The following is a 24,861-nucleotide window of genomic DNA, read 5'->3' on the forward strand; positions in this document are numbered from 1 at the left end:
ATAAAATCCTGAGCTCGCTTTTTCATTAATAACTGTTTTCGACCTAATATAGGTTGCTTAAAATTCCTGATAAACCGCTGGGTCTTGATTCTTCAACCGGCCATCAGCGTGACTTAAACCATTGATTGTTGCCATATCGGCCGCATTGATTTCAAAGTCAAAGAGATCGATGTTGCCAGCTTGACGACTCGGTGTAGATGATTTTGGAATCGGCAAGGTCCCTAATTGCAATTCCCAACGTAAGATCAATTGACCAACATTCTTATTGTAATGGGCTGCGACTGTTTGTAACGTTTCGTTCGTTAACATTTCACTGGCCCGGCCTAATGGACTCCAGTCTTGAGTTAAGATTCCATGGGCTTGATCATAATCGCGTTGGGCTTGTTGATTGAAGTATGGGTGTAATTCCACTTGGTTGATAACCGGTAGAACGCCCGTTTCTTTTGCCAATCGGTCCAAATGGGCAGGCAAGAAGTTTGAGACCCCAATTGACCGGACTAACCCAAACTTTTGCGCATCGATTAGCGCTTGCCAAGCTTCAACATAATGGTCTTCCTTAGGATTTGGCCAATGGATCAGATATAAATCATAATAGTCCAAACCAGCGCGGAATAATGATTCTTGAATCGTGTCTAACGCTTCACGATACGCATGATGCCGACCAGGTAACTTGGATGAAATCAACAGTTCTGAACGTGGCACTGATGACCGTCGCACGGCTTCACCAACGACCCCTTCATTTTCATAATTAAAGGCGGTATCTAATAAGCGATAGCCACGATCAATCGCTGAATCGATCACTTGTACCCCATGCGCACCATTTAATTTATAAGTGCCAAAACCAACTTTAGGTAACGTTAACCCATCACGTAATGTATATGTTTCCAACGTCAAAATTCCTCCTTAACGATCCGCGAGTGCATCGCGAATCTCATCTTCAAATGTTTCAGGCCGAGTCACTGGTGCAAAGCGATTCAACACCCGACCGTCACGCCCAATCAAAAACTTGGTAAAGTTCCATTTAATCCGACCATGACCAGCAGTTTGCTTTAAATACGTAAACAACGGGTCTTCAGTCTCACCGTTGACGACAACGCGCTTGGTCATTGGAAACGTCACCCCGTAGTGGCGTTGGCAATAGTCATGGGTCGCATCGTCATCCGCTTTTTCTTGATGAAACTGATTTGAGGGCAGCCCTAAAACGACTAGCCCTTCGGCTTGATATTTCTGATAAAGCGTCTCTAAGCCCTTGAACTGTGGCGCTAAACCACAATTACTGGCAGTATTTACAACCAGTAAGACTTGGCCACGATATTGTTCGAGCGGTAATGCCGCACCACTCATTTCAATTTCAGTAAAATCATAGATTGAAGCCATTTGCTTTCCCTCCCTCGTCTACCTTAAAACGACAAGTTGCTTAACTAAAGTAAAGCACAAATTTGTGACTTTCGAACACACTTTGCTCGAAAAGATGGAAAATTGTTTGCGCTCTCATTTGAATTCCGGTACACTGAACGTAATCATTCATAGCAACTGGGGTGCCATTCGGCTGAGATCATACCCATTGAACCTGAATCTGGATAATGCCAGCGCAGGGAGCAATGCTTATTTGGGGAACACTGACTTAAGACTTAGCCGTCTGTCACTAGTTGCAATTAACTAGTGGCAGGCGTTTTTTGTTTCCACGGAAGCATGAATGTAAAATCTTTGGGAGGTTTTATTGATGAAATGGGCAAAAAGTTGGACGTTAAGTGATGTCATTTTGATTGCCTTGATTGGGATCTTTTTTGGCGCGATTTTTATGGGGACAAACTACTTATACGATGTATTAACCGCCGCCCTCACGCCATTTGGACTCGCTGGCTTAGCAAATGAACTCTTACTCGGGATTTGGTGTATGCCCGGGATGTTAGCTGGCTACATGCTACGGCTCAAAGGATCCGCCACCCTCGGGGAATTACTGGCCGCCGTCGTTGAAATGTTCTTTGGTGGCCAATGGGGCGCCGCAACTTTGATTTCTGGGGTCTTACAAGGGTTCGGTTCCGAACTCGGCTACATTATCACCCGCTACAAACATTATGACTGGCTGGGCTTGACTGCTTCGGCATTGACGACCACCATCGTCACTTTTGGCTGGGACTTAGCTAAAAACGGCTACTTAAAGCTCCAACTCTGGCTATTAGTACTTTATTTAGTCGTCCGGTTTATTTCGATGTTTGTCTTTGGTGGCGTCTTGACCCGCTTGATCACCGATCTACTCGACCGCAGTCACGTTTTAAAGTCAACACACACGAACTAAGGAGAGGTTATTTATGGCGACCATCGCGCTCAATAATTTAACGTTTACGTACCCACAGGCGGTGGCCCCGACCTTGCAACACGTGTCATTAACCTTTACGAGCGGCCATTTCACCTTACTAACTGGGCCTTCTGGTACTGGCAAATCCACGTTATTAAAACTCATGACTGGTTTGTTACCGCTCGATGATCCAGCGGCGATTCAATACGACCAAGTCAATTTGTCAGCCATTGATCAGACCGACCGGGCGGCCAAAGTCGCGATGCTATTTCAAAATCCAAATCAACAATTCGCCATGGATACGGTCGAAAATGAATTGGTGTTTGCTCTTGAGAATCGCCAAGTCGACCCGACCCAGATGGCTGCCCGCATCACGGCGGCGTTAGACTTCGTGGGCATTAGTGCCTTACGTCAGCGTAAATTGTTACATTTATCTGGTGGCGAAAAGCAAAAAGTTGCTTTAGCCGTGATCGTCGCCATGGATAGCGATGTCATCTTACTAGATGAACCATTTGCGAGTGTTGATCCGACTGCCCGCGCTAGTTTATTACGCCGGCTGGTGCAATTACGTGATAAAGCCGGCAAAACGATTATTTTAGCCGATCATGATTTGACCGACTATCAGGCCCTCGTCGACGACGTGGTTAAAGTAACGCCAGCACGCAACATCGTGCCCGTCACAGTGGCCCAGCGACCCGCATTATTTCAAGCCTTTGAACAACGGGTATCAACCACGACTACTTGGCCACAGCCGACTAGCGGCCAGCCAGCTTTCAAGCTACATCAACTAGCCTTAACGCAAGGCCAACATCAGCTCTTGCAACCAACTGATCTGACTTTATTTCAACAACATGTCACTTTGATCACCGGTCCCAACGGCAGTGGCAAGTCGACCTTTTTTGAGGCACTGGTGCGTTTACACGCTTATCAAGGCCGAATCAGCTATGCCGGCCAAGATATCCAGCGGCTAAAACGGCGCGCTTATGCCCGCCAAGTCGCCTTGTTATTTCAAGATGCGGAGACGCAATTTTTAAATATTACGGTCCAAGAAGAACTCGCTCAAAGCCAAAAACATGCCGCGGGGACTTACTTTACGACTGCCCGCATTCAGCAAGCTTTGGCACAACTCAATCTCGCTGGCCGTGATGAACAAGTGATTTACACCCTTAGTGAAGGGCAAAAAAAGAAATTACAGATTTTATTGATGTTGATCATGCAGCCACCGGTCTTATTAATGGATGAGCCGCTAAAGGGTCTCGACTTAGCGTCAATCAATGCTTTGGTCCAACTACTGCAAACGACTTTAGCTGCGACCCAGCAAACCTTAGTCATTATTAGCCACCAATTAACGGGACTCACGCCATTAATCGACTACCACTTGCATTTCGATCAGCAACAATTGCGCTATCAGGGGGTGCCGCATGAATCCTAGCCTGAAACTGTTACTGCTCCTCTTGATTGCTTTAGAAATCTCATTCACCACGATTGTGAGCTTGAATATCGCTTTAGTCTTATTGGCCGCACTTTATCTACTGTTAAAAGGGACCAAATTCAAAACACTCGGTTGGCTACTGATCGTACCATTATTACCCGCGATTGGGTTATGGAGTACGCAATATATTAATGGTAGTGGCGATAAGACGCTCATGGCCTGGGTCTTATTCACCCGCATCTACGCGTTCGTCTTCACTGGCGCCACCTTTACACTGACGACCAATATTTTGCAGCTAGCCGATGCCCTTGAGCAAAATTGGCATTTGCCCTCAAAATTCGCTTATGGCGTATTGGCTGCTTATAACTTGGTTCCAAAGATTCAACATGAAGTCCAAATTATTCGCGCCGCTGGCTTGATGCGCGGTCAACAATTGTCTTTTTGGTCGCCACAGCTGTACTTCAAGGCCATTCTAGTTTCAATCAACTGGTCACAAAACTTGGCACAAGCGATGGCGTCGCATGGGTACGTTGAAGATGCTCCCCGCACCCATTATCGCCAAGTACGGTTACGACTGCGCGACTGGTTGATTTTAGGGCTTGGTTTGAGTTGCTTACAATTGGGAGTCTTTGTGATTCCTTGGCGCTAAAAAGGAAAACTAGCACATCAGTCAAAAATGGCACTTGCTGAAGTTTGAACCTTCAACAAGTGCCATTTAGTGTTTTCATCTCTAATTGTCGAAACATGGGAATTGCAGGTTGGCCGACGCTACCTGGCTACCCTTTAGCAGCCGCAATTTGTGCGCGTAACGCCTGTAACACTGCTGAATCGGCACTAGGATCTAACATCATTTGATCGTATTTAAACTGTAATAACGGTAAGTCTGATGGTGCAGCTGCTTTAACGGTAACGCGCGCTGGATCAATCAAGCGTTGCTGATCAAACGTCAATTGGCGCGTGGCCACTTGCGTGCGAAACGTCGTATCGTGTGAGACAAAGATAACGGTCCCCGGATAATGCTGCAAATAGTCAGCTAATGCATCCAAGGCATCGACGTCCAAATAATTTGTCGGTTCATCTAGCATTAACACGTTATAATTACCGACCAAAATCGCAACTAATTGTAGCTTAACCAACTCGCCACCGCTTAAACTGGCAACCGACTGTTGATAAAAACGAGCCGGTAAGCCAAGCGCCCCCATCACATTACGCACCGTTTGATCTGGCAACTGACTCGCGGCGCGTACAGTTTGCCAGACTGTCAATTGTCCATCTAGCGCGGTCATATCTTGTTTGAAGACGCCAAGCTTGGCCGCTGGGGCAAGGTTTAATCCGGCTTGATGCGCCAAAATTGCGGTCAATAATGTCGTTTTACCACTCCCATTTGGCCCCACTAAGGCGACTCGCTCACCCGGCTTGATTTGAAAAGTCGCTTGTTTTAGGAGCACTTGCTGTTGACGACGCAACGTGAAATTCGTTGCTGTCACGACGGTCTTCCCTGTAAATGCGGGAAAATCAGTCGCCACTAATTTAAAGCCCGTCGTGGTAAATGGCTTCGTTACTTTGGCCTCACGTTCACCGCGTTCAACTAGTTTTTTGGCACTGCGATCCAGCTTAGCGGCGGTCGCTTCGCGTAATGATTTGGAATTCGATCGTTCACTCGGCGTCATCCGCCGATTGCCTTTGCGAAGCCGTTGTGCTTTTTCATGTCGCGCTTGCATGGCCAGCTTCAAATCATGTTGATGCCGGTTTTGACGCACGTAGGCAGCTTGTTGACTAGTGATTTGTTGGTCCAACTGCGTGCGATAAGCTGCATAGTTCCCCGGATAAGCCTTGAATTCACCATGGCGCACGGCCCAAGTTTGGGTCGTGACAGCATTTAACAAGTGACGATCATGCGAGATCAATAGCAACAAGCCATGATAGTGTTGCAATTGCTTGATCAGCCAAGCTTGATGCGGTTCGTCTAAATTAGATGACGGTTCATCTAAGATCAAAATCTCTGGTCGGACGCTCAACGCTTGTCGGACCCGAGCCATCATCGCTTGACCCCCGCTCTGTTCATTAGATGCCGCAATTTGTGCGACATATGTCACGACTCCATCGACGATCAGTTGGCCATGGTAATCATGATCCGTACCGGTTAATAAATGCGCTAACGTCGACTTACCAGCGCCGTTACGGCCAACAATCCCAATCCGGTCGCCACCATTGGCAACTAAGTGTGCCACTGTAAACAATGGTCGCCCATTGATCAATTTTTCAAGTTTCATCATGTTAATTTCAGACATTTACGTGTCCCCCTTTTTTTAGCAGGGATTAAATCGGCGCACAAAAAAAGCGTCCTCAGATTGACCGAGACCGCTGGCTTTGGAATTCTGCCAGCGCCACTAATTAATCCCACAAACGACAGTCCACCCCTAAAGTGAGTTGGTGAAACTGTAGCATTGATGACATTAATTAGTTGCGCATTGGCTGAATACCTCGTGTTTTCATAAGTTGTGTTATAGATTAGCATGCTTTAAATTATTTTGCAACTCCCACTCATTTTCAGTAAGATTAAAGTATTTTCTGAAATCAAAGGGGCCACAACATGAAAAAAATCTTTTATATCGCCCTGTTTGCCGCAATTGGTGGCGGCAGTCGCGAAGCACTGAACTTACTGGTCAGTTGGCCACAACACTTTTGGATCACGGTCATCATTAACGTGACCGGGGCTTTCTTACTGAGCTTGATCACGACGCTATTACCCGCCCGCTTGCCTGTTAGTGACGCTGTTATCACGGGGCTTAGTGTCGGTTTGATTGGGAGTTTCACCACTTTTTCGACCTTTACATTAGAGACATTGACGCTCTGGCAGCAAGGTCAAACTAGCCTCGTGTTAACCTATGTTGGCACTAGTTTAGGTTTGGGCCTTTTAGCGGGTTTAGCGGGCAACTTACTCAGTCAACATTGGTTACCAAAGGAGGCGGCTTAACATGTGGGGCTTAATCGGACTCGTTAGTGGCGGTGCCGCCTTAGGGGCGTTGACCCGTTACGGCGTGATGGCGGCTAGTCGACCGCTAAATCAACGGTTTGCGTTACCAATCGCGACGTTAAGCATTAATCTTGTGGGCGCTTTATTACTCGGTTGGGACATGACCAGTTCGCTGCCCACCGCTTGGCAATTGTTCTTAGGCACTGGCATTATGGGCGGCTTGACGACATTTTCCACAATGATTAACGAAATTATTTTGTTAGCTCGTAATGGGCGGTACAAAACTGCCAGTTGCTATTTAGGGCTAAGTCTCATTGGTGGGCTAATCATGGTTTGGCTAGGAACACTTCTTTGAAAGCAAAGCAACCGTTTTCAGCAATGTGCTATACTGGAATTGGTCGATAAATTTTTACATTCTAAGAAGGGTTGTTTATGTTGCATTATTTTGACCTGAAACGGCCTAAAAAGCTGGGACTTTCCATTGCTGATCAACGACAACGTTGGTTGCGGGAATTTCTGAAAGCATTTTTAGTCGTTTTCTTTGTTTATTTCAGTATGTACCTGATCCGCAATAACCTCTCCGCTGCCCAACCATTGTTGGTCAAAGATGGGATCTCGACGACACAATTAGGTTGGATTGGTTACGGCTTTTCCTTAGCTTACGGGATTGGGAAAACGGTCCTTGGTTACGTGGTCGATGGGAAGAACACCAAGCGTTTTATGTCCTTCTTGTTGATTTTAGCGGCTTTGATGACGTTGATCATCGGAGTGGCCTTACTCATGAACCACGCACCAGTTGGCCTGATTTTAGTCCTCTGGTCATTGAATGGGGTCTTCCAGTCACCTGGTGGTTCCGCATCACTGTCCACGATTTCACGGTGGACAACGACCACAACTCGGGGGCGCTACATCGGGATTTGGAATATCTCCCATGAATTTGGTGGTGCGGTCGCTGGGGTGATTGCGCTTTGGGGTGCCAATCATTTATTTGCTGGTAACGTCGGCGGTATGTTTATTTTTCCTGCTATTATTGGTCTCATTATTGGATTTTGGGGACTGTTTTATGGCGCCGATGACCCGCAAGAACTTGGTTGGGATGCCAGTGAAGTTATCTTTGGTGAAACCATTTCTTCTGCTGACCAGACCGCTTCTAGTATGAGCAAATGGGACATCTTTAAGACCTTCGTTATGAAGAGCCCCTGGGTTTGGTTGTTATGTATTGCCAACGTCTTCGTCTACGTGGTCCGCATTGGGATCGTTAACTGGGCACCCCTTTATACCGTCCAACAACTCCACTTTACGGTTGCACAAGGGGCCAACACCCTATTACTCTTCCAGCTTGGTGGGATTATTGGTAGTGTGGTTTGGGGTTGGTTCTCCGACGTCTTAAAAGGTCGGCGGGCAGTAGTTTCCATTATTTGCTTGGCTTTAACTGCGTTTGTGGTATTAGGTTACCGCTACGGGACGACGCCGATGATGATCAATACCTCATTGTTCTTCTTAGGTATGTTGATCTATGGCCCACAACTCCTAATCGGGGTGGCCGTCATTAGTTTCGTGCCTAAAAACGCGTTAAATGTTTCCGATGGGTTAACCGGGACCTTTGCCTATATCTTTGGGGACTTGATGGCGCAAGTCGGCTTTGCCGCAATCGCCGATCCCAAAGCAAATGGGTTGTCATTTTTAGGAATGACCTTACATGGTTGGAACGATACGTTTATCGTCTTTTATATCGCCGTTGTCTTAAGCATTATCATGCTGGCAATTATTGCGATTGGGGAAGAAAAACGGATTCGCCAACAATTAAAGCTTGAAAAATAAGCCAAATTAAAAGGTGTCACGACTAGTTTTTGCTAATCGTGGCACCTTTACTTTTACTATGATTCAGAAACCGTTAACTCCTGTTCCATATATGCCTTAGCATTCATTGCTGCATGGCGACCAGAATTTACATTATGCGCGCATGCGGAGCCACCTAATGTGATTGTATAAACATTCCGATACTGCATCGTACTATCCATCCCAGAAATATATAATCCCGGAATCTTTTCAAAATTATCTTTAATGACTTCAAACTTACGATTAGAACCAACGCCACCAATTCCAATCAAGTTAGACGGATCTAAGCGGGCAATGTAGAACGGTCCTTCATCTAAAGCGACTAGCATATCAGGTTCTTTGTTAAATTCTTCGTCTTTACCTTGGTGGGCAAACTGATTGTAACGCTTGATGGTTGCCGTAAAGTCAGCAACTGGTAACCCAACTGCTTTAGCTAAGTCTTCAAAGTTATCTGCTTGATATAAAGAATCGCCCTCATTGGTCTTAACCGCTGCCGCTAAAACATCATCAGCACCAGCGACATCCTTAGTGATTTGATCATAAATCGCCTGGTTAAAGACCTCATACGTTACCTTCGTTGAGCCGATCGCCATTCGTTGATACAGTAAGTTTTCTTTTTTCACATTTTCATTAACTAACCGCACCCCATCTTGGTTCACAAAGACCACTGGTCCACCTGATGGTAACGACATAAAACCGTTAATTGGATCAATATAGAGATGTACCCCGGCGTGTGGTAATGCTTGGATGTAATTCATCATAAACTCTGGTGATTCAGTTAACATGTCTTTAGCGCCTAGTGACATTGCCATCATGTAGCCATCGCCAGTATTACTTGGCATTGAACAATAATGTAAATTCTTAGTCTGCCAACCTTGCTTAGCAATCAATTTATCGTTATGCCCGACACCACCAGTTGCTAGCAAGGTTGCTTTAGCATTGATCTTCAGCGTCCCTTTAGGATTAGTCGCATAAACACCGGCGACCCGCTTACCATCGTAGATGATGCTAGTCGCACTAGTTTCTAACACAAACTGAACACCTAATTCATCAGCACGTTGTTTCATGTAAGGCACATAGCCTTCAGAAGCAAACCCGTCTTTAAACCAATGGAAGGTCGGAAAAGCACATGTACCATGATAATCGTCGACATTTGTTAATTGCACACCTTGTTTAAGCAACCAATCGATATTTTCAGCTGAATGGTTAACTAAATCCACCCAGAATGAACCGTCCGCGCGATATTGGCCTAATTCTTGTTCACGGGCAATAATTTCTTCTTTATTGGCGTGAATCCCGGCAGCTTTTTGCATATCTGTATTGATGCCAAAGATACCTTCAACCCCACCACCATTACCAGCAACAAAAGCATTCTTCTCAATCACTGTCGTTTTTAAACCTTCTGAGGCTGCTTGAACGGCCGCGGCTAGTCCAGAAATCCCGGCCCCAACGATTAAAAAGTCTGTGTCAATGGTTTGATCAACTTCTGCTGGTGTCTCACGCCAACTTGCATAATCATTGGCATCACTATTCGCATTTTCAGGTCGGTCAGTTGTAGTTTTAACAACTGATTGAACGGGCTTTTCAAAATCAGTTACTTGACCACCAGCGGTTTCAATGATTTGTTTAACAGCCGCTAATAATCCCTTGCTTGAATAAGAAGCACCGGTTAAGGCATCGACACTAACTGTCTGTTGGTCAATAATCGTTTGTGGTAGTCGTGTGAAGACCGCTTCTTCTAAACTTCCTGGCTTTATGTCTTTTTTAGCGACAATCCGCTTAATTCGATTATCAGCAATTTCGATTTCTAAGTCCGTGGTATTGCCTTCATAGCCTTCAGCAGTAACTTTATAAACACCTGATTTTAAACTTGTCATGAATAAAAGCCCTCCTAAAATTATTAACACTTTTCAACAAGTTAAATTTATCACATAAAGAGCTTACCTTAAAATTGAATAATGTTATTATTAATAACAAAAGCTTATAAGTTAGCAGGTGATTATATGAATCTCGAACATCTAAAGTTATTTACGAATCTCGCCGAAACTTTGAATTTTTCGCAGACTTCGCAAAATCTCCATATTACACAGCCTGCGGTTACCCAGGCAATCAATTCGTTAGAAAACGAACTGGGCTTCAAACTATTTAAACGTAACAAGCGTCAGGTCAAGCTTACAACAGGCGGCCAACTTTTTTATGAGCAAGCTCAACCCTTATTAATCAAATTAGAAGCCGCCGTTGAAAACGCCCGTCACGCTGAAGAACGAAAAGCGGCCTCAATTTCCATTGGTTATACTAGTACCTATTATGAAATCCAGCGTTTTCCACAACTTATAACAGAATTTAATAAGCTGCATCCAGAGACCCATATTTTTCTTGAAAACTTTAATCACAATTTACTAAAACAACACTTGATAAACCAAGAATGCGATGTGACTTTTCCAATGCAAGATAGTATTGCCGATACCCAAAACATCCATTTCATTCCATTAATTACTGGTCGTTTCGCCTGTATCGTCCCCAATAATAATCCACTCGCCCGTAAAGACAGTATCGACATTACTGACTTAAACGGTGAATGCGTCATCGTATTAAATGCCAATCAATGTCCACCACGCCAATTCGCATTGCAACAAATAATCAAGCGGACTTGTCCTGACACGACATATCTGTACTCTGACTCCGTCATGCTAAGTCATACCATGGTTCAAGGTGGCCTAGGTATCGCAGTGATGGTCAATCTAGCTAGCCTACCAGACAGTAAGCAATTTAAGGTCATTCCATTAACTTATCCCAAACAACACGCCTACACTTATGGAATGGCAATCCTGAAAAGCAATTCTAATCCCGTCCTTAATGATTTCATTCGCTGTGCCACCAAAGTTATTGGCCAATAAAAAAGCCGTAAATCCAGTTTTGATGAACTGAATTTACGGCTTTACTTTTAGGCTTAATTACTAAACGGACTGGCAAATAATGCCAAGCCACCGATAGCGATGACGGCAATCCCAATCCACAATGCTACTCGAATTAAGAACAGGCCGACGATAATCATAAACGCCAAGCCAATCAATTTAAAACCAATTCTAAAGAAAACTTTGAGTAACCAAAGTCCAATTACTAAAGCAATCAATAAACCGATCATTTCTCCGCTCGTCTGCGAGCTTCCCTCCTTACGGTCGTCGCGACCGCTGGTTGAACCTTTCGTTCTTGCCAGTAAGTGTAGCACGCAGCGCTGAAATCACGGTAATGATTCGTTCGAAATTACGAAAAGCTTAACTTACTGAATCGCGGCCACTTGACGGACCATGGCCAACTCTTCGTTAGTTGGAATCAATAAAACTTTAATCTTTGAGTCCGCGCTACTGATGACCCCTTCTTGACCAGCCGCATTTAAATCAGCGTCTAATTTCACACCAAAGATGCTTAACTCGTCAATGATTTGTTGCCGTAATTGGACGTTATGCTCGCCAATCCCACCAGCAAAAATTAAGGCATCGGCCCCATGTAATTCAGCTAAATAGCTCCCCGCATACTTCACGATGCGATTGACGAAAATTTCCACGGCTAATTTAGCTTGCGGATTCGTCTTTTCTTGAGCTTTGATTTCTCGCATATCTGGTGAGATACCAGAAACACCTAACAACCCAGATTCGTTGTTCAACATCATCATGATTTCATCAGGATCCGTAATCTTCAATTGCGTCATCAAGAATGGCAAGATTGACGGATCAACGTCACCAGCCCGAGTGCCCATCGTCACACCGGTTAGTGGTGTAAAGCCCATCGACGTATCGAACGCTTTCCCATCTTTAACCGCTGCCAATGACGCACCACTACCTAAATGCATCGTGACTAAGTTAACTGTATCCTTTGGTTGGTGTAATAATTCAGCCGCACGCCCCGTTAAGTAACCATGCGAAATACCATGTTCACCATAGCGACGAATGTGGTATTGTTGCGTTAACTGATACGGCAAGCTATAAATAGCATTCATTTCTGGCAAGTCCGTAAAGAACTGACTGTCAAAAACGGCATATTGCTTCACATTTGGTAAGGTTTCGGCCATCGTCGCAATCCCCTGGGCTTCCATGGGATTGTGTAATGGGGCAAAACTACTTAACCCTTTGATTTGGTCTAAGACTGTCGGCGTGACTTCAACGGCGTGCTTGAAGGTCTCGCCCCCAGCAACGACGCGATGCGCGACAGCGGTAATTTCTGCTAAGTCTTTAATAATTGCCAAACGTTGGAGTTCAGCCAACATCATTTGGGCGGCATGCGCCTGATCTAAATTATCAACAGTAGTTTCAAATTTTTGATGATCACCGTACTTGATGGTAAAAATCGAGCCCGGCATACTAATTCGTTCAACTAAACCACTGGCGAGTACGTTTTCAGCTGGCATTTCGAATAACTGCCATTTTAACGATGAGCTCCCAGCGTTAATGATCAATGTTTTTTGCATCGGATATCATCCTCCCACTTAATAGCATACCGAATTTTCAGAAAAAGTGCTGAATTATTTTCAGCGCGGTACAATAGAACTTAACTAATCAAAATAAAGGACGGCTAATCATGTCAACTCAAGCTGAATTAGCGGAAGTTACCGTCGTTAGTCAAGCTATCGAACGACAACTTTTCCGTACACGTAAACAAATCGATGCTTTAACCCGCGCAGTCAATCGCGTTGATGATTTTTCTGATTTACAAGTTAAAGGGACCTTGTTGAAAACCTATGCTAGTCAAATCAACGGTCGCCATAACTATGTCGAACTCCCAGATTATCGTCACCCAGACCAAACCTTAACGATCCAACTCGACGCCAGCAAGTCTATTATGGCGAACGCCGAAGCTTACTTTCATCACTATCGTAAAAATAAACGCGGCTTACAAACCGTTGAAGCCAACTTGGATCAAGCCCAACAACAATTAGCCCAACAGCTAAAACGCCAGACTGACTTTCAACCTTTAGACCCTAAACAAGTCGCCGCTGTTAAGCAACAACTGATTGCTGAAGGTGCCTTAAAGACCCATGTTTTACACTCATCTAAGCAACCAGAACCGGCGCATCCTCGCCGCTTTTATACCACCGACCACGTCTTAGTCGAAGTTGGTAAAAATAGTGATCAAAACGACCACTTAACGTTGACGGCACGCAAAGATTATTACTGGATGCATGTCAGTGAACTCGCTGGCTCACACGTCGTCATCCACAGTAACCATCCGAGTGAACAGACCTTACAAGAAGCCGCCGTTTTAACGGCCTATTACAGCAAAGGCCGCAAGTATCCCCGGGTCCCCGTCGATGTCTTAAAAGTCAGCCAACTACACAAACCTAAAGGCGCTAAGTCCGGGTTAGTGACCTTTACTGGCAAAGCTGCGACAATCACCGTCCGGCCAGATGCCACTTTAGTCCAACAATTACGCGTGGAGGATCCTAGTGATGACGCCAATTGAACGTTATATTCATGCCCAACCAGCTGCTTATCAATCAGCCCTAACGACGATTTATCACACCATCAAATCAGACTTACCATTGGCTGAAGAACAACTCAAATACCAGATGCCAACGTTCTATTGGCATGAAAATGTGATTCACTTTGCCTTGTTCAAACACCACATTGGGCTGTATCCAACGCCCAGCGCCATTAGCGCGTTGCAAGCTGAATTAACGGCCTATCATACTAGTAAAGGCGCGATTCAATTGCCTTTAGACCAACCAGTTCCAGTGGCGCTTATTCATCAACTTGCCCAATTTCGACAACGCGAAATCGACGCTAACTATTACTCATAAAAACAGCGTCGCAAGCTTAAACTTGCGGCGTTGTTTTAGCGTTGCCACCAACTCTCTTTTAAGAAGGTAATCTCGGTTACTTCGTTGATTTTAATTTGATTAACCACGCCAGCGGTTTGATTCAACAACAATGACGTCCCATTCACCGCAGCAATTAGCCCACTTGGCTGGTAGCCATTGGTCAGCGTTAGGCGCACCACGCAATTCATCTCGTAGGCTTGTAACAACGACGCTTCAATTGTCTTCAACTGTTCCATCCTCGATCACCTCATCGCAAATAAGTACCTTGATTATAGCACAGTTTTAGAACGTGTGTTCGTTTAATTAAATGAAAATAGCCTGAAAATTCCAAGCTAGAATTTTCAGGCTATTTATCGACTTAATACCCACTTGGCCGATCACCGTCAGTCCCAGGCTGATCTAAACCAACACTGACACGTTGATAAGTCGTCGGGTCCTGCATAACTTTCACCACAAAGTCGGCCACACTGGCCCGTGAAACGACAGTACCTTTAAACCCATCCGCTAAAGTCGTCACTTCATAATCAACCAGCGCGTCATTCGTCAACCAGGCTGGCCGAATTTCGGTATAAGTGATATCATCGGCGGCAACTAAACTGGCCGTTTGACGGAAGCCAACCAGCTCACCAGCAATTATCGCCTCGTTCCAAGCCCCAAACTTACCGGGGACTTCATGATGCGCACCTAATGCACTGATATAGATTAGGCGCGACTGACCGGCTTGATGCATCGCTTTTAACACACTCGCCGTTTGTTCAGCCAAATGCACGCCGTTACCAAGATTAGAATACACGACCGTCACATCGGCCATCGCTTGCGCCAACTTGTCGGTCTCTAACACACTGCCATCGACTAAAGTGACCCGGTCATTATCAGCATATCTTGCCAACCGATCAGCATTGCGTAAATACAGGACTAGTGACAGGTCTGTTTCGGCCAATAAACGTGCGGTAACCAATTGCGCCATCGCCCCGTATGCACCAATAATCATTGCTTTTGTCATCTTGAAAATCCCCCTTAAAAGTTGATGGTCTTAGCATACGAGGTTCGTCTTACTCGAAGGCAATTATTTAGTTTCAGGCGTTGTCAAAACTTGGGTCAAATACCGCGCCAGCTTAGATTAGCGGCAAACAGTAGGTTCAATTAACTGGCTGATTGTCAATCATTCGAAGACTTCTAACTCGAAACAAAACTCCGGCAATGACACGAGATAATGTCATTGCCGGAGTTAATTTTTAAAAGCTAACTTAAACGTTTAAAATTTTCTCGATTGCCGCAATTTCATCGGCACTAAAGTCTAATTGATCCGTCGCCGCTAAGTCAGCGTGCAAATGATCAACACTCGTCGTACCAATGATGACACTGGCGACCGTATCTGTCCGCAATAACCAAGCTAAGGCCATCTGTGCCAAGGTTTGACCGCGTTGTTGCGCGATAACGTTCAAGGCATTTAGTTGTTGAACGACCACATCGGTACCTTTATCCAACAAATACTTATTCGTCCGATGAATTGGAAAATCAGCGGGGATGCCTTTCAAATAACGATCCGTTAGCAACCCTTCTGATAATGGACCATAAGCCACTAAACCAGCATGATGCTTGCCCAGATACTTCAATAGCCCATTTTCCTCAGCTTGCCGGTTCAACATGTTATAAGAGTATTGGTTGACCGTAAATGGCGTCTGCATATCTTCAAAATAACTGACCATTTCAGCCGTTTGCTTTTGGTCATAATTTGAAATACCGACATACAAGGCCTTACCTTGCCGTACGAGCAAGTCCAAGGCTTGGGCCGTTTCTTGTAAGTCGATGTTTGGATCTGGTCGATGTGAATAAAAGATGTCGACATAATCTAAGTTCATCCGCTTCAAACTGCGATCAAGCGCACTGATCAATGTCTTGCGTGAGCCAAAGGCCCCATAAGGCCCAGGCCAGGCTGGATAACCGGCTTTGGTCGTAATCACCAATTCATCCCGGTACGGCATCAAATCACTTTTCAAGATTTGTGCAAAGGTTAATTCGGCCGAGCCTTTAGAAGGACCATAGTTATCAGCCAAATCAAAACTAAACACCCCATGATCAAACGCATCCAAGACCACTTCGCGTGAATTGGCAAGTGGCGCTTCGTCGCCAAAGTTACGCCATAGGCCTAATGAAACTGCTGGTAATTGTAAGCCAGTTCGGCCGACCCGCCGAATCGGTAAATCATTGTAGCGGGTATCTGCTGCTGAATAAGTCATCAAAGTCACCCTTTTTACATTTTTTTGGTTCCGGTTTCATTATAGTACAAACGAAAAGAGCAGTCCTCACGAAAGGTGCGGATTGCTCTACTTAGGAGACCTAGAATTATGACATTCTATCTGTTGCAGTCTAACGTTGTGTCACACCTTGGACCCGAGAGCAACAGTGACTAGCGTAGTCCAAGTTTTACTGCTGGTTTAATTAGCATTAGTACCATTGTAATCCCTGCTTTAGATTGGTCAAGTTCCAAATTCAAACGACCAACCAGCGCAAGACCGTTTTACGCTTAGCTACTGGCGTTCGCCGTGGGTCTGATAAATAAATTTCTTTATGCGCTAACGTCCGGCGTGTCAATTGATGTTCGGTCGCATACACCGCCAATTTTTGAAAGCTAGCGGGTTCATCATCATAAGCACCAACATGCAAGATTTGTAAACAAGCCCCATCAGTCAGCGTTTCAAACTGCACATCGGCTAAGTAGGGATTCGGCTTCTTTGCTTGAACTGCAGCTAAATTTCTTGCAGCCAAGTCGGCAGTGACAAACGCTGGCTGCCGTAACATCAGTTGATACTGTAAATCGGCTTTATCAAACTGGCCATCCGCGCGAACGGCCGCTGGATCCAACGTCCAAATTCCTTCAAGGGGAAAGACCGTATATTCATAATACCCAGCTGGCGTCACCCCGCTTTTAGGCATCATCCGGATGCCATAGGCCGCCGCATATAACGCAGCCGTCCGGTCACCAAATTCTTGATCATTTGGATCACCTTGACCACTGATTGTGTAGTAATTAAATGTTGGCACTTGCACCGGTGTTGCAACTGCTTTGGGTAAATATAACGCCTTATCTTGCTTACGCCATTCGTATTTCATCATGGAATCCCCCGTTAAAAGCCGCTGTGACGATTGTAGTAACTTAAATAATGACGCTTAGTCGTCGCGTCGACCGTTAGCTTCGTGACACTCGTGTTTTCTGGTTCCGGCAGGCTCATTGGATCTTGTGGTTGCAAGATCGCTAAGGCCATCGCTTTAACGGTAAACCCATGCGTCACCACGATGATGCGGTCATCAGGATATTTGGCGGCTGTAGTCGTCAAAAAATCAGTGACGCGGGCAATGACCTGATCAAAGGTTTCACCAGCCGTCGCCGCTTGCACGTATGTTGGGAGCACATCATTTAGCGCCGGATCAAAATACTGCGGGTATTTGGCTTTTAAGGTATCGTTTGGTTGCCCATCCCATTGACCATAAGAGATTTCTAGTAACCGGGCATCAGTCGTGACGGGTAATTCGCGACCATGATTTAAAATAGCCGCCGTCGCTTTAGTGCGATCCAAAGGACTACAAATCAAGCGGTCCGCAAAACTAATATCAAATACCGCATGCAGTGCTTGGGCTTGTTGTTGCCCAACCGCATTCAACTGCGTGATAGCAGTATTGATCGTGCCTTGCTTTAAGTTTTGCGCATTTGCTGTCGTCTGACCATGGCGCACGATGTAAAAAGTTGTCATGTTAAAATTACTCCTTATTGCGAAATTTTTTTGTTGGATCGGCTCAAAATAAATCATTAGGTTACCGTTAAAACAGTTTGGTTAATTTTAATTATGCCATAGATTTTCTAATATTACTGTATTGACAAACACAAGCCAACTTGGTAAATTTATCTCATAACGAAATCAAGGAGTGGTCATGATGTTTATCAATCAAAACACTAACTTAATCGTCTCCTCCTGGTCTACACACTCATCTGTGTTGGCCTAATTTCGCGTGACATCAAGCCTAAACATGGATGTGTAATCAACATTCGATGATGAGGGCGGTTATTATTACTGACATTAACAGTCCTCGTGGTCTTAACGACCACTGGGACTTTTTTTATAGCAAAATTTAACCTTTTGAAAGTGGGGATTTTTTAATGACAACGTATAACTTTTCAGCCGGGCCGGCCGTCATGCCGCAACCCGTTATTCAACAAATTCAGGCCGAATTACCGTCCTTTCAGGGCTCGGGCATGAGTATTATGGAGCTTTCACATCGGTCAGCGCTGTTTGATCAAGTCATTAATGACGCTGAAGCTGATTTACGCGATTTAATGCAGATCCCCGCTAATTATCGAGTCTTGTTCTTTCAAGGCGGCGGTACGCTTCAGTTTACGGCCGCCCCATTAAATCTCGCAACCAAGCACCATCACATTGGACTCCTCGACAGTGGTCATTGGGCCAGTCGGGCCGCCGATGAAGCCCGACGTGTCCAAACCAAAGTCGATATTTTAGGGACCGGTGCTGACAATCACTTCACCACCCTGCCGATGCCTAATCAGCCGGTCGATCAAAACTTAGATTATGTGCATTTAACGACTAACAATACGATTGAAGGCACGACTTACACGACGTTGCCACAAACTGGCCGTGTGCCTTTAGTCGCTGATATGTCTTCGAATTTCTTAGGCCAGCCTTACCAAGTCAGTGACTTTGGCATGATCTTTGCGGGTGCACAGAAAAACTTAGGTCCCGCCGGCTTAACAATCGTCATTGTTCGTGACGACTTGATTGGGCACGCTACCAATTTACCGAGCATGCTCGACTACCAATTGTTTGCCGACAAGCGCTCGATGTTTAACACCCCACCAGTCTTTGCCATCTATGCCGCGGGCTTAGTCCTAAAATGGCTCAAAGCACAAGGGGGCCTAACTGCCATGGCCCAACGCAATCGTGATAAAGCAGCCTTACTATATGACTTTTTAGATCAATCCACGCTATTCACCTCAAACGTGAATCCAGCTGATCGGTCACTCATGAACGTGCCCTTTGTGACCGGAGATCCGGCTATTGATGCCCAAGTAATTGCCGGTGCTACTGAGCAAGGGCTCTTGAACTTAAAAGGTCACCGCTTAGTCGGTGGCATGCGGGCCAGTCTTTACAATGCAATGCCGCAAGCTGGCGTCCAAGCACTTGTCGATTATTTAGCCCAATTTGAAGCCACCCATACAAAGGAGCATGCCTAATGTATCAAGTTAAAACTTACAATGCAATCGCCCAAGCCGGGCTAGATACGTTTACAACCAACTATCAACTGAATCAATCTGATCAACCAGATGCGTACTTGATTCGCTCCGTCGACTTGCACCAACAAACTTTACCAAAATCACTAAAAGTGATTGCCCGCGCCGGGGCTGGTGTGAATAATGTGCCCTTGACCGCCGCTACTGAAAATGGCACCGCCGTTTTCAATACCCCGGGGAGTAATGCCAATGCGGTGAAGGAATTAGTCATCGCTTTACTCGTGATCGCCTCACGGAATTTAATGGCGGCCGCTAACTACTCGGCCGAACACACTGAAGCCGACGTGTCGCAACGAACTGAACACGATAAAACCAAGTTTAACGGGACTGAATTATTGGGTAAGACGTTAGCCGTAATCGGCTTAGGTCACGTCGGTTCACTCGTCGCCAATGCCGCATTAAATCTAGGCATGAACGTCATCGGTTATGACCCCTACTTATCAGCCGATGCCGCTTGGAACATTGCCAAACAAGTGCAACGTGCCAGCAGCATTGAAATGGCCGTTAAACATGCCGATTACGTGACGGTGCACGTCCCTAAAAACGAAGATACCTTAAATCTCTTGGGGACCCCAGAGCTTGCCGCCATGCAACCAAACGTTCAATTGTTCAACTATTCGCGCGGTGGGATCGTCGACAATGCCGCCGTCTTAGACGCAATCACCACCGGCCAAGTGGCCCATTATTACACTGACTTTGGTGAACCCCGGTTGGCCAATCAGACCGCCGTTACCGTCACGCCACATATTGGCGGCTCAACGATTGAAGCCGAAGTTAACGGTGCCACACAGGCTGCGCAAACGATCATGACTTATTTAGAAACTGGTAACGTCCAAGCTGCGATTAATTTGCCTAACTTAACTGTACCGTTCAACGCCGCTTATCGGTTTACCGTTATGCATCAAAACGTGCCTAATATGGTCAGCCAAATTACTCAAAAACTAGCGGCGGCCAATTTAAACATTGCCACCATGGCCAACGCAGCCAAACATGAAACGGCTTATACGATTATCGATGTCGATGACCTCGACCATGACAGCAGTCAACAATTGATCGATGCGCTCAATCAAATTCCAGCGGTCTATCGTGTTCGGCTACTCATCCACCATTAAAAAGGACGCTAATCATGTCAATTGACTTACTGAAACAACCGACAACTGCACAATTAGACCAACTCATGGCCATCTGGCTACAAGGTAACTTGGATGCCCACCCCTTCGTGCGTGCCGACTATTGGCGCAAACAAGTTCCAGCCGTACGGGCGGCGCTACCACAAGCCACGCTACTAGTCGCCAGTGACCATGGTCAGATCCAAGGGTTTCTTGGCTTACAACATCACTACATTGCGGGGATCTTCGTTGCTACGACAGCTCAGCAACAAGGTATCGGCACAGCGTTATTGACCGCTGCTAAAGCCCAACAACCCCAGCTTGAACTGTCGGTCTACGTGGCTAATCGGGCCGCCGTCGCTTTTTATCATCACAGTGGCTTTCAAGTTCATGCCCAAGGAATTGATAAAACCACAAATCAGCCCGAATATACGATGCGTTGGCACCGTTAATTAAGCTACTTACAAAAGGCTCGTGTTTGCCAAAACCTGGCAAGCGCGGGCCTTTTGTGACTTTTTGATGAATTAATTAAAAAATAACTGTTGATTTTAATTTAATTTTAATGTATTCTCATTGTCATATCATAAAAGTGATCGAGGGGGATACATATATGCAATGGAAACAACTTTCGGCCGTCGTCGCGGTAACTGCCGCTACCGGCTTCTTATTAACCGCTTGTGGGCAAAAAAGCACCTCTAGTTCGAGTAGTAGTACTAGCGGGAGTTTAGCCAAATCACAAGTTTTGAATTGGTCTGAAAATGGGCAGGATCTTTCAACTTTGGACCCATCACTAGCCATCGATGTCATCAGTGGGACGATGATCAATAACTCGCAAGAAGGGCTTTACCGCTTAGGCAATAACAGCAAGGTTACGCCAGGAATTGCCACTTCAACTAAAATTTCTAAGGATAAAAAGACGTACACCTTTACGCTCCGGAAAAATGCCAAATGGAGTAATGGTGATAAAGTCACCGCCAAAGACTTTGTCTATGGCTGGCGCCGGACGGTTAATCCCAAGACCGCGTCACAATACGCTTACTTATATTCTGGTATCAAAAATGCCGATAAAATCACTAATGGCAAAGCCAAAGCCTCAACTTTGGGGATCAAGGCTGATGGCAACTACAAGCTGACTGTCACGTTGGAAAAGCCAATGCAATACTTTAAACTCCTCATGGGCTTTGTGGTCTTCTTCCCACAAAATCAACATGCCGTTGAAAAGTATGGCAAAGACTACGGGACCAGCTCCAGCAAGATGGTTTACGATGGGCCGTTTAAGATGACTGGTTGGACGGGGACTAACGATACTTGGACCTTGGTCAAGAACAATCAATACTGGGATAAGAAAAACGTCCGTTTAACGAAGATTCATGACCAAGTCGTCAAATCAACGACCACAGCCTTTAACTTATTCCAAAGCGGCAAATTAGATATGGCCACTTTATCTGGACAACAAGTTAAAAATGAAAAGAATAACAGCAAACTTAAGATTCGCAAGTCATCACGTTTGAACTACTTGGAATTCAACCAAAAGAAAGTCAAAGCCTTAGCAAATAAGAAATTACGCCAAGCAATGTCCTTATCATTGAACCGTGAAGAACTCGTTAACAATGTCTTAGGCGATGGTTCCGTTACCCCTAAGGGCTTTGTCACGGCTGGCTTAGCCAAAGACCCAACCACAGGTAAAGACTTTGCCACGCAAAACGAAGTTAAATCAGCGGTTACTGAAAACACGACCAAAGCCAAGACGCTTTGGAAGCAAGGCTTAAAAGAAGTCGGCAAGAAGAAATTAACCTTAACATTGACGCATGATGATACTGATCAAATGAAAGCTTTATCAGAATACGTTCAAGGTCAATTGGAAAAAGAACTACCTGGCTTAACGGTCAAGAGCGTCACCGTGCCATACAAGACACGGATCGCACGTGAAGTTGCCGGTAACTTCCAATTGGTTATCTCAGCTTGGCAAGCGGACTTCGCTGATCCAATCTCTGATTTAGGGATCATGACTTCGACCAACGATTACAACTTCGGGAAATGGCAAAACAAGACCTTTGATGCCGCCATCAAGACCGCTAACAGCACCACTAGCACTAAGAAACGCTGGCAAGCTTTAGCAACGGCTGAAAAGACGATTGCGACCGACCAAGGGGTTGCCCCATTATCACAAAATGTTGTCGCCCAAATGGTTAATCCAAAGCTTAAAGGCTTGGTTTACAATACCGCTGGGATCAACTACAACTTCAAGAACGCCTACATGGCAAAATAGCTATATTTAAAATAAGCGTTGTAAAGCCAAACCGGTTTTGCAGCGCTTATTTTGATCTCTCATTATTTTTCATTCAACAATAGAAGCAGTTCCAATCATGCCATATCCTAACGACTTTAATGAACTTTGCTATGATACTTTTCTAACTGTCTGTACTAATAAACAAACACCAATCACAACCTCTAGTACAGCAAACAATATCAATAACAACGTACTGTTAGCGAAATTAAGTATTTTTTGAATACCTAATACCACCAGTATCAATCCAAGCCAAAACCAGATATCTTTGTAAAATTTCTTTTTGAACTTCAAGACCTCATCCCCATTTCTAAGTTAAGAAAATTACTGTAGGCATCTCCTCTTACCTAATGCTAATTTTACAACTTCTTAGCATCGTTCGCTTTTATTTTTAGGTGCGCGTAACTTTGATTTCAAGACAGAAATAAGCCCAAACCATGCCTGGCACGTCCAATTAAGTCATCTAACAAGGCAGTCGCTATTAGAATGATTACTAATAGTTGTTTTCAACATTTTTCACTTTATCGGGCACCTAAAGATCCTCATTTCATGAAAATCAGCATCAAATATTCATATATTTTCAGAATATTAAGTATACCTTCTAAATATTGACAAAATTATATAAACATTGTTTAATTAGAAGTGGAACTGTTGTCAAGACGTGGCAGCATGGTAAGTCTAATTACCTTTCAAGGGAGAAAAATAGAAGTGAATATTGAATTATTCATTGCCCGCCGGAAGGCTTTAGGGTTATCACAAAAAGCCCTTTCTGACGGCATTTGTACCCAAGCAACATTAAGTAAGTTTGAAAATAACGGTAAAGCACCGGCGATTCGCATCGTGGCGCAACTATGCCAACGACTTCATTTACAATTAGAAGATGTCTTTCCAACGGAACGGGTCGCCGATGCAGCGGTCTTAAAAGAACTCAGTCAAATCGAATTCGACTTAATTACGAGTGAATATGCTGATGCCGAAACTCGTTTAAATAAAATTGCCGATAAGCCCCGGCATGATTTAGAGACCAAGTTACAATATTGTTTCTTAAAGGGCTATGTCGCCGCTTTGAATCAACACCCGATCAGTGATGTCTTATTTAATTTCGATCAAATCATTACTGATTTAGATGAACAACATGCCACCATTTACACCCAGTTGGCCTATTGTGGTACTGGGATTGCTTACCAAAGTAACCATGAACCCGAAAAAGCCAAGTATTACTTCGAAAAAGTACGGCAAGCACTTCCCGACCTGTCGCTTGAAACGACCGCTAGTGTTTGGCGCGTTATCAATCTCGCCTATTACACTGGGAATTTCTACGCTGAAAGTGGCGCTACCGCCCAAAGTAAGAAGTTACTAGATTATGCGATTCAGATTTGTGCCCAATACCACGTCACATTTTATGTCGCTAAGATCAAGTTCTTACAAGCTCATCTCAGTGAAGATCCCGACCAAGTTCAAGAACTTCTAAACGACGCCACCGCCTTTGCCCGCATTAACAACAACCAACAATTGCTTAAGAAAATTACAAGTTATTCAAATTCGCTTTAATATCCAGCATATTAATTGCAATCCTAAAAAAAGTCGCCTACACTGCAAGTATCAAGAGTTAGTTAGACGATTTGGAGGTGCTAGATATGTTATTAGCAGGTTTATTAGCAGCGGCAGGCTTAGCTGCCGTCGCAGGCGTGGTGGCCGGTAATCGAACTCCCGCGGCCCAGCCGGTTCGGGTTCGTCATGATGAAGCATCTGGCCAGAATCGTCGGTAATTCAGACAAAAACGACTAAATTAAAAATAACG

26 protein-coding genes and 1 riboswitch are annotated in these 24,861 nt (G+C 45.0%); of the genes, 15 read left to right on the plus strand and 11 right to left on the minus strand.

Translation table 11 applies throughout. From position 1 onward, the window contains the following. Positions 1-57 precede the first annotated feature (57 nt). Together FFM75_RS00875 and FFM75_RS00880 are read right to left on the minus strand one after the other, a co-directional pair. Positions 58-888, minus strand: coding sequence for an aldo/keto reductase (locus FFM75_RS00875; RefSeq protein WP_137627302.1), 831 nt, complete (start codon positions 886-888; stop codon positions 58-60). 15 nt (positions 889-903) lie between these two features. Then, positions 904-1,377: a glutathione peroxidase gene (locus FFM75_RS00880; protein WP_137627303.1), complete on the minus strand. Its 474-nt coding sequence runs from the start codon at positions 1,375-1,377 to the stop codon at positions 904-906. Between the two features lie 147 nt (positions 1,378-1,524). After that, positions 1,525-1,617, plus strand: a riboswitch (TPP riboswitch). A gap of 106 nt (positions 1,618-1,723) precedes the next feature. Between FFM75_RS00880 and FFM75_RS00885 the strand changes: the two genes are divergently transcribed. Genes FFM75_RS00885 through FFM75_RS00895 form a run of 3 tightly spaced genes read left to right on the plus strand, consistent with a single transcriptional unit; the run spans position 1,724 to position 4,380 of the window. Beyond that, positions 1,724-2,299 (plus strand): ECF transporter S component, encoded by a 576-nt coding sequence (locus FFM75_RS00885; protein WP_137627304.1) that lies wholly within the window; start codon positions 1,724-1,726, stop codon positions 2,297-2,299. Between the two features lie 13 nt (positions 2,300-2,312). After that, complete coding sequence (locus tag FFM75_RS00890; protein WP_137627305.1) at positions 2,313-3,731, plus strand: ATP-binding cassette domain-containing protein; 1,419 nt, start codon at positions 2,313-2,315, stop codon at positions 3,729-3,731. Then, the gene (locus FFM75_RS00895) at positions 3,721-4,380 is read left to right on the plus strand and encodes an energy-coupling factor transporter transmembrane component T (protein WP_137627306.1); all 660 of its coding nucleotides are present in this window, start codon (positions 3,721-3,723) and stop codon (positions 4,378-4,380) included. The genes FFM75_RS00890 and FFM75_RS00895 overlap by 11 nt, the downstream gene beginning before the upstream one ends. A gap of 127 nt (positions 4,381-4,507) precedes the next feature. Here FFM75_RS00895 and FFM75_RS00900 read toward each other — a convergent pair whose 3' ends face one another. After that, entirely contained in the window at positions 4,508-6,022 is a 1,515-nt protein-coding gene (locus tag FFM75_RS00900) for an ABC-F family ATP-binding cassette domain-containing protein (RefSeq protein ID WP_137627307.1), read from the minus strand. A gap of 302 nt (positions 6,023-6,324) precedes the next feature. Here FFM75_RS00900 and FFM75_RS00905 point away from each other — a divergent pair, with 302 nt between their 5' ends. The 3 genes from FFM75_RS00905 (at position 6,325) to uhpT (ending at position 8,529) form a co-directional block, all read left to right on the plus strand. Beyond that, a complete protein-coding gene (locus FFM75_RS00905) occupies positions 6,325-6,708 on the plus strand; it encodes a fluoride efflux transporter FluC (RefSeq protein ID WP_137627308.1) in 384 nt (127 codons plus the stop codon). A 1-nt stretch (position 6,709) separates the two neighbouring features. Then, positions 6,710-7,063: a fluoride efflux transporter CrcB gene (gene crcB / locus FFM75_RS00910; protein WP_137627309.1), complete on the plus strand. Its 354-nt coding sequence runs from the start codon at positions 6,710-6,712 to the stop codon at positions 7,061-7,063. 77 nt (positions 7,064-7,140) lie between these two features. Then, complete coding sequence (uhpT, locus tag FFM75_RS00915) at positions 7,141-8,529, plus strand: hexose-6-phosphate:phosphate antiporter (protein WP_137627310.1); 1,389 nt, start codon at positions 7,141-7,143, stop codon at positions 8,527-8,529. Between the two features lie 56 nt (positions 8,530-8,585). Here uhpT and FFM75_RS00920 read toward each other — a convergent pair whose 3' ends face one another. Next, the gene (locus FFM75_RS00920) at positions 8,586-10,424 is read right to left on the minus strand and encodes an FAD-dependent oxidoreductase (protein ID WP_137627311.1); all 1,839 of its coding nucleotides are present in this window, start codon (positions 10,422-10,424) and stop codon (positions 8,586-8,588) included. A 126-nt stretch (positions 10,425-10,550) separates the two neighbouring features. On the opposite strand from FFM75_RS00920, the gene FFM75_RS00925 reads away from it, so the two are divergent. Further along, on the plus strand, positions 10,551-11,444 hold the full coding sequence (locus FFM75_RS00925) for a LysR family transcriptional regulator (RefSeq protein WP_137627312.1): 894 nt from the start codon (positions 10,551-10,553) through the stop codon (positions 11,442-11,444). 53 nt (positions 11,445-11,497) lie between these two features. On the opposite strand, the gene FFM75_RS00930 is transcribed toward FFM75_RS00925, so the two are convergent. Both FFM75_RS00930 and FFM75_RS00935 read right to left on the minus strand, forming a co-directional pair. Continuing rightward, positions 11,498-11,692, minus strand: a complete 195-nt coding sequence (locus FFM75_RS00930; RefSeq protein ID WP_137627313.1) for a small multidrug resistance protein — start codon at positions 11,690-11,692, stop codon at positions 11,498-11,500. A 135-nt stretch (positions 11,693-11,827) separates the two neighbouring features. Next, a complete protein-coding gene (locus tag FFM75_RS00935) occupies positions 11,828-13,012 on the minus strand; it encodes an acetate/propionate family kinase (RefSeq protein WP_137627314.1) in 1,185 nt (394 codons plus the stop codon). Positions 13,013-13,122: 110 nt separating this feature from the next. On the opposite strand from FFM75_RS00935, the gene FFM75_RS00940 reads away from it, so the two are divergent. Both FFM75_RS00940 and FFM75_RS00945 read left to right on the plus strand, forming a co-directional pair. Further along, a complete protein-coding gene (locus FFM75_RS00940) occupies positions 13,123-14,004 on the plus strand; it encodes an NFACT RNA binding domain-containing protein (protein WP_137627315.1) in 882 nt (293 codons plus the stop codon). After that, a complete protein-coding gene (locus FFM75_RS00945; RefSeq protein WP_137627316.1) occupies positions 13,991-14,341 on the plus strand; it encodes an iron chaperone in 351 nt (116 codons plus the stop codon). Before FFM75_RS00940 ends, FFM75_RS00945 begins: the two co-directional genes overlap by 14 nt. A gap of 35 nt (positions 14,342-14,376) precedes the next feature. Here the strand turns inward: FFM75_RS00945 and FFM75_RS00950 are convergent, their stop codons facing one another. The 5 genes from FFM75_RS00950 to FFM75_RS00970 form a co-directional block, all read right to left on the minus strand. After that, the gene (locus FFM75_RS00950; protein WP_137627317.1) at positions 14,377-14,598 is read right to left on the minus strand and encodes a hypothetical protein; all 222 of its coding nucleotides are present in this window, start codon (positions 14,596-14,598) and stop codon (positions 14,377-14,379) included. A 122-nt stretch (positions 14,599-14,720) separates the two neighbouring features. Further along, positions 14,721-15,365, minus strand: a complete 645-nt coding sequence (locus FFM75_RS00955) for an NAD(P)H-binding protein (protein WP_137627318.1) — start codon at positions 15,363-15,365, stop codon at positions 14,721-14,723. A 244-nt stretch (positions 15,366-15,609) separates the two neighbouring features. Then, the gene (locus FFM75_RS00960) at positions 15,610-16,602 is read right to left on the minus strand and encodes an aldo/keto reductase (protein WP_137627319.1); all 993 of its coding nucleotides are present in this window, start codon (positions 16,600-16,602) and stop codon (positions 15,610-15,612) included. 253 nt (positions 16,603-16,855) lie between these two features. Next, the gene (locus FFM75_RS00965; RefSeq protein WP_137627320.1) at positions 16,856-17,476 is read right to left on the minus strand and encodes a GyrI-like domain-containing protein; all 621 of its coding nucleotides are present in this window, start codon (positions 17,474-17,476) and stop codon (positions 16,856-16,858) included. A gap of 14 nt (positions 17,477-17,490) precedes the next feature. Continuing rightward, positions 17,491-18,114 (minus strand): histidine phosphatase family protein, encoded by a 624-nt coding sequence (locus FFM75_RS00970; protein ID WP_137627321.1) that lies wholly within the window; start codon positions 18,112-18,114, stop codon positions 17,491-17,493. Positions 18,115-18,518: 404 nt separating this feature from the next. On the opposite strand from FFM75_RS00970, the gene serC reads away from it, so the two are divergent. From serC to FFM75_RS14105, 6 genes are all read left to right on the plus strand, one after another. Then, positions 18,519-19,607, plus strand: coding sequence for a 3-phosphoserine/phosphohydroxythreonine transaminase (gene serC / locus FFM75_RS00975; protein ID WP_137627322.1), 1,089 nt, complete (start codon positions 18,519-18,521; stop codon positions 19,605-19,607). Further along, positions 19,607-20,776 (plus strand): phosphoglycerate dehydrogenase, encoded by a 1,170-nt coding sequence (locus FFM75_RS00980; RefSeq protein WP_137627323.1) that lies wholly within the window; start codon positions 19,607-19,609, stop codon positions 20,774-20,776. Before serC ends, FFM75_RS00980 begins: the two co-directional genes overlap by 1 nt. A gap of 14 nt (positions 20,777-20,790) precedes the next feature. Continuing rightward, the gene (locus FFM75_RS00985; protein WP_137627324.1) at positions 20,791-21,225 is read left to right on the plus strand and encodes a GNAT family N-acetyltransferase; all 435 of its coding nucleotides are present in this window, start codon (positions 20,791-20,793) and stop codon (positions 21,223-21,225) included. A gap of 158 nt (positions 21,226-21,383) precedes the next feature. Further along, positions 21,384-23,042, plus strand: a complete 1,659-nt coding sequence (locus FFM75_RS00990; protein WP_137627325.1) for a peptide ABC transporter substrate-binding protein — start codon at positions 21,384-21,386, stop codon at positions 23,040-23,042. Positions 23,043-23,768: 726 nt separating this feature from the next. Next, entirely contained in the window at positions 23,769-24,611 is an 843-nt protein-coding gene (locus tag FFM75_RS00995) for a helix-turn-helix domain-containing protein (protein WP_137627326.1), read from the plus strand. Between the two features lie 86 nt (positions 24,612-24,697). Then, positions 24,698-24,829, plus strand: coding sequence for a hypothetical protein (locus tag FFM75_RS14105; RefSeq protein WP_263390544.1), 132 nt, complete (start codon positions 24,698-24,700; stop codon positions 24,827-24,829). The last annotated feature ends 32 nt before the right edge of the window (positions 24,830-24,861 follow it).

This window comes from Lactiplantibacillus daowaiensis (assembly GCF_005405085.1).
GTDB lineage: Bacteria > Bacillota > Bacilli > Lactobacillales > Lactobacillaceae > Lactiplantibacillus > Lactiplantibacillus daowaiensis.

Excerpts from the sequence above, each read along its gene's own strand:
- FFM75_RS00905 (WP_137627308.1), top strand. The coding sequence starts at position 6,325 with ATGAAAAAAATCTTTTATATCGCCCTGTTTGCCGCAATTGGTGGCGGC.
- FFM75_RS00920 (WP_137627311.1), bottom strand. The coding sequence starts at position 10,424 with ATGACAAGTTTAAAATCAGGTGTTTATAAAGTTACTGCTGAAGGCTAT.
- FFM75_RS00890 (WP_137627305.1), top strand. The coding sequence starts at position 2,313 with ATGGCGACCATCGCGCTCAATAATTTAACGTTTACGTACCCACAGGCG.
- FFM75_RS00935 (WP_137627314.1), bottom strand. The coding sequence starts at position 13,012 with ATGCAAAAAACATTGATCATTAACGCTGGGAGCTCATCGTTAAAATGG.
- FFM75_RS00880 (WP_137627303.1), bottom strand. The coding sequence starts at position 1,377 with ATGGCTTCAATCTATGATTTTACTGAAATTGAAATGAGTGGTGCGGCA.
- FFM75_RS00965 (WP_137627320.1), bottom strand. The coding sequence starts at position 17,476 with ATGAAATACGAATGGCGTAAGCAAGATAAGGCGTTATATTTACCCAAA.
- FFM75_RS00940 (WP_137627315.1), top strand. The coding sequence starts at position 13,123 with ATGTCAACTCAAGCTGAATTAGCGGAAGTTACCGTCGTTAGTCAAGCT.
- FFM75_RS00960 (WP_137627319.1), bottom strand. The coding sequence starts at position 16,602 with ATGACTTATTCAGCAGCAGATACCCGCTACAATGATTTACCGATTCGG.
- serC (WP_137627322.1), top strand. The coding sequence starts at position 18,519 with ATGACAACGTATAACTTTTCAGCCGGGCCGGCCGTCATGCCGCAACCC.
- FFM75_RS00900 (WP_137627307.1), bottom strand. The coding sequence starts at position 6,022 with ATGTCTGAAATTAACATGATGAAACTTGAAAAATTGATCAATGGGCGA.
- uhpT (WP_137627310.1), top strand. The coding sequence starts at position 7,141 with ATGTTGCATTATTTTGACCTGAAACGGCCTAAAAAGCTGGGACTTTCC.
- FFM75_RS00945 (WP_137627316.1), top strand. The coding sequence starts at position 13,991 with ATGACGCCAATTGAACGTTATATTCATGCCCAACCAGCTGCTTATCAA.
- FFM75_RS14105 (WP_263390544.1), top strand. The coding sequence starts at position 24,698 with ATGTTATTAGCAGGTTTATTAGCAGCGGCAGGCTTAGCTGCCGTCGCA.
- FFM75_RS00925 (WP_137627312.1), top strand. The coding sequence starts at position 10,551 with ATGAATCTCGAACATCTAAAGTTATTTACGAATCTCGCCGAAACTTTG.
- FFM75_RS00990 (WP_137627325.1), top strand. The coding sequence starts at position 21,384 with ATGCAATGGAAACAACTTTCGGCCGTCGTCGCGGTAACTGCCGCTACC.
- FFM75_RS00895 (WP_137627306.1), top strand. The coding sequence starts at position 3,721 with ATGAATCCTAGCCTGAAACTGTTACTGCTCCTCTTGATTGCTTTAGAA.
- FFM75_RS00930 (WP_137627313.1), bottom strand. The coding sequence starts at position 11,692 with ATGATCGGTTTATTGATTGCTTTAGTAATTGGACTTTGGTTACTCAAA.
- crcB (WP_137627309.1), top strand. The coding sequence starts at position 6,710 with ATGTGGGGCTTAATCGGACTCGTTAGTGGCGGTGCCGCCTTAGGGGCG.
- FFM75_RS00980 (WP_137627323.1), top strand. The coding sequence starts at position 19,607 with ATGTATCAAGTTAAAACTTACAATGCAATCGCCCAAGCCGGGCTAGAT.
- FFM75_RS00950 (WP_137627317.1), bottom strand. The coding sequence starts at position 14,598 with ATGGAACAGTTGAAGACAATTGAAGCGTCGTTGTTACAAGCCTACGAG.
- FFM75_RS00885 (WP_137627304.1), top strand. The coding sequence starts at position 1,724 with ATGAAATGGGCAAAAAGTTGGACGTTAAGTGATGTCATTTTGATTGCC.
- FFM75_RS00985 (WP_137627324.1), top strand. The coding sequence starts at position 20,791 with ATGTCAATTGACTTACTGAAACAACCGACAACTGCACAATTAGACCAA.
- FFM75_RS00970 (WP_137627321.1), bottom strand. The coding sequence starts at position 18,114 with ATGACAACTTTTTACATCGTGCGCCATGGTCAGACGACAGCAAATGCG.
- FFM75_RS00955 (WP_137627318.1), bottom strand. The coding sequence starts at position 15,365 with ATGACAAAAGCAATGATTATTGGTGCATACGGGGCGATGGCGCAATTG.